This is a genomic window from Pseudomonas sp. TH31, from assembly GCF_016650815.1.
Classification (GTDB): Bacteria; Pseudomonadota; Gammaproteobacteria; order Pseudomonadales; family Pseudomonadaceae; genus Aquipseudomonas.
In genome coordinates this window covers 167,501-171,027 of sequence record NZ_JAEKEZ010000028.1, presented here as the reverse complement: position 1 = coordinate 171,027, position 3,527 = coordinate 167,501, and the positions used below count along the sequence as shown (strand labels likewise).

1 tRNA gene and 2 rRNA genes (1 of these 3 cut by a window edge) are annotated in these 3,527 nt (G+C 50.7%); all 3 read right to left on the bottom strand.

Going from position 1 to position 3,527, the window contains the following annotated elements:
• Nucleotides 1–80: 80 nt before the first annotated feature.
• Nucleotides 81–196, bottom strand: a 5S ribosomal RNA gene (rrf, locus tag JFV26_RS19195).
• A 160-nt stretch (nucleotides 197–356) separates the two neighbouring features.
• Nucleotides 357–3,248 (bottom strand): 23S ribosomal RNA (locus tag JFV26_RS19190).
• Between the two features lie 234 nt (nucleotides 3,249–3,482).
• Nucleotides 3,483–3,527 (bottom strand) — tRNA-Ala (locus JFV26_RS19185); it runs 31 nt beyond the window's last position.

The window sequence follows — 3,527 nt, the reverse complement described above, 5'->3', positions numbered from 1 at the left end:
CCCTTTTTCGTTTGGCCACTTTCCTGCAGGCAAAAACAAAACCCCTACCTGCATACGCAGATAGGGGTTTCGGAATTTAATCTTGACGATGACCTACTCTCACATGGGGAAACCCCACACTACCATCGGCGATGCATCGTTTCACTGCTGAGTTCGGGATGGGATCAGGTGGTTCCAATGCTCTATGGTCGTCAAGAAATTCGGTAGCCAGGTCGTTCTCCTTACGGAGTACGCTCCAGCGAATGGGTATGTGATAGATCTCGGTGTTTTGTGAGTCTCTCGAACTTTCGGTTCGTTTCGTCTTCACACACCGCAATCTGATGCTCTTTCGAGTAGTCAAATTGCTTGGGTGTTATATGGTCAAGCCTCACGGGCAATTAGTATTGGTTAGCTCAACGCCTCACAGCGCTTACACACCCAACCTATCAACGTCGTAGTCTTCGACGGCCCTTCAGGGGACTCAAGGTCCCAGTGAGATCTCATCTTGAGGCTAGTTTCCCGCTTAGATGCTTTCAGCGGTTATCTATTCCGAACATAGCTACCCGGCAATGCCACTGGCGTGACAACCGGAACACCAGAGGTTCGTCCACTCCGGTCCTCTCGTACTAGGAGCAGCCCCTCTCAAATCTCAAACGTCCACGGCAGATAGGGACCGAACTGTCTCACGACGTTCTAAACCCAGCTCGCGTACCACTTTAAATGGCGAACAGCCATACCCTTGGGACCGGCTTCAGCCCCAGGATGTGATGAGCCGACATCGAGGTGCCAAACACCGCCGTCGATATGAACTCTTGGGCGGTATCAGCCTGTTATCCCCGGAGTACCTTTTATCCGTTGAGCGATGGCCCTTCCATACAGAACCACCGGATCACTAAGACCTACTTTCGTACCTGCTCGACGTGTCTGTCTCGCAGTCAAGCGCGCTTTTGCCTTTATACTCTACGACCGATTTCCGACCGGTCTGAGCGCACCTTCGTACTCCTCCGTTACTCTTTAGGAGGAGACCGCCCCAGTCAAACTACCCACCATACACTGTCCTCGATCCGGATAACGGACCTGAGTTAGAACCTCAAAGTTGCCAGGGTGGTATTTCAAGGTTGGCTCCACGCGAACTGGCGTCCACGCTTCAAAGCCTCCCACCTATCCTACACAAGCAAATTCAAAGTCCAGTGCAAAGCTATAGTAAAGGTTCACGGGGTCTTTCCGTCTAGCCGCGGATACACTGCATCTTCACAGCGATTTCAATTTCACTGAGTCTCGGGTGGAGACAGCGCCGCCATCGTTACGCCATTCGTGCAGGTCGGAACTTACCCGACAAGGAATTTCGCTACCTTAGGACCGTTATAGTTACGGCCGCCGTTTACCGGGGCTTCGATCAAGAGCTTCGCGTTAGCTAACCCCATCAATTAACCTTCCGGCACCGGGCAGGCGTCACACCCTATACGTCCACTTTCGTGTTTGCAGAGTGCTGTGTTTTTAATAAACAGTCGCAGCGGCCTGGTATCTTCGACCGGCATGGGCTTACGCAGTAAATGCTTCACCCTCACCGGCGCACCTTCTCCCGAAGTTACGGTGCCATTTTGCCTAGTTCCTTCACCCGAGTTCTCTCAAGCGCCTTGGTATTCTCTACCCAACCACCTGTGTCGGTTTGGGGTACGGTTCCTGGTTACCTGAAGCTTAGAAGCTTTTCTTGGAAGCATGGCATCAACCACTTCGTGTTCTAAAAGAACACTCGTCATCAGCTCTCGGCCTTAGAATCCCGGATTTACCTAAGATTCCAGCCTACCACCTTAAACTTGGACAACCAACGCCAAGCTGGCCTAGCCTTCTCCGTCCCTCCATCGCAATAACCAGAAGTACAGGAATATTAACCTGTTTTCCATCGACTACGCTTTTCAGCCTCGCCTTAGGGACCGACTAACCCTGCGTCGATTAACGTTGCGCAGGAAACCTTGGTCTTTCGGCGTGGGTGTTTTTCACACCCATTGTCGTTACTCATGTCAGCATTCGCACTTCTGATACCTCCAGCAAGCTTCTCAACTCACCTTCACAGGCTTACAGAACGCTCCTCTACCGCATCACCTAAGTGATACCCGTAGCTTCGGTGTATGGTTTGAGCCCCGTTACATCTTCCGCGCAGGCCGACTCGACTAGTGAGCTATTACGCTTTCTTTAAAGGGTGGCTGCTTCTAAGCCAACCTCCTAGCTGTCTAAGCCTTCCCACATCGTTTCCCACTTAACCATAACTTTGGGACCTTAGCTGACGGTCTGGGTTGTTTCCCTTTTCACGACGGACGTTAGCACCCGCCGTGTGTCTCCCATGCTCGGCACTTGTAGGTATTCGGAGTTTGCATCGGTTTGGTAAGTCGGGATGACCCCCTAGCCGAAACAGTGCTCTACCCCCTACAGTGATACATGAGGCGCTACCTAAATAGCTTTCGAGGAGAACCAGCTATCTCCGAGCTTGATTAGCCTTTCACTCCGATCCACAGGTCATCCGCTAACTTTTCAACGGTAGTCGGTTCGGTCCTCCAGTTAGTGTTACCCAACCTTCAACCTGCCCATGGATAGATCGCCCGGTTTCGGGTCTATTCCCAGCGACTAGACGCCCTATTAAGACTCGCTTTCGCTACGCCTCCCCTATTCGGTTAAGCTCGCCACTGAAAATAAGTCGCTGACCCATTATACAAAAGGTACGCAGTCACCCAACAAAGTGGGCTCCCACTGCTTGTACGCATACGGTTTCAGGATCTATTTCACTCCCCTCTCCGGGGTTCTTTTCGCCTTTCCCTCACGGTACTAGTTCACTATCGGTCAGTCAGTAGTATTTAGCCTTGGAGGATGGTCCCCCCATATTCAGACAAAGTTTCTCGTGCTCCGTCCTACTCGATTTCATGACTAAGAGATTTTCGCGTACAGGGCTATCACCCACTATGGCCGCACTTTCCAGAGCGTTCCGCTAATCTCAAAGCCACTTAAGGGCTAGTCCCCGTTCGCTCGCCACTACTAAGGGAATCTCGGTTGATTTCTTTTCCTCAGGGTACTTAGATGTTTCAGTTCCCCTGGTTCGCTTCTTAAGCCTATGTATTCAGCTTAAGATACCTAACTTATGTTAGGTGGGTTCCCCCATTCAGACATCTCCGGATCAAAGTCTGTTTGCCGACTCCCCGAAGCTTTTCGCAGGCTACCACGTCTTTCATCGCCTCTGACTGCCAAGGCATCCACCGTATGCGCTTCTTCACTTGACCATATAACCCCAAGCAATCTGGTTATACTGTGAAGACGACATTCGCCGAAAATTCGCAATTACTCACAAATTTTACCTTAGCCTGATCCGTTACCAGTGAAAGTAACGTTCAGTCTATCTTTCTATCACATACCCAAATTTTTAAAGAACGATCTAATCAAAGACTAGAAATCAACATTCACCATCACCAGGATGGAATGCTCATTTCTAAGCTTTCAACAAACAGAAGCAGTAGTGGTGGAGCCAAACGGGATCGAACCGTTGACCTCCTGCGTGCAAG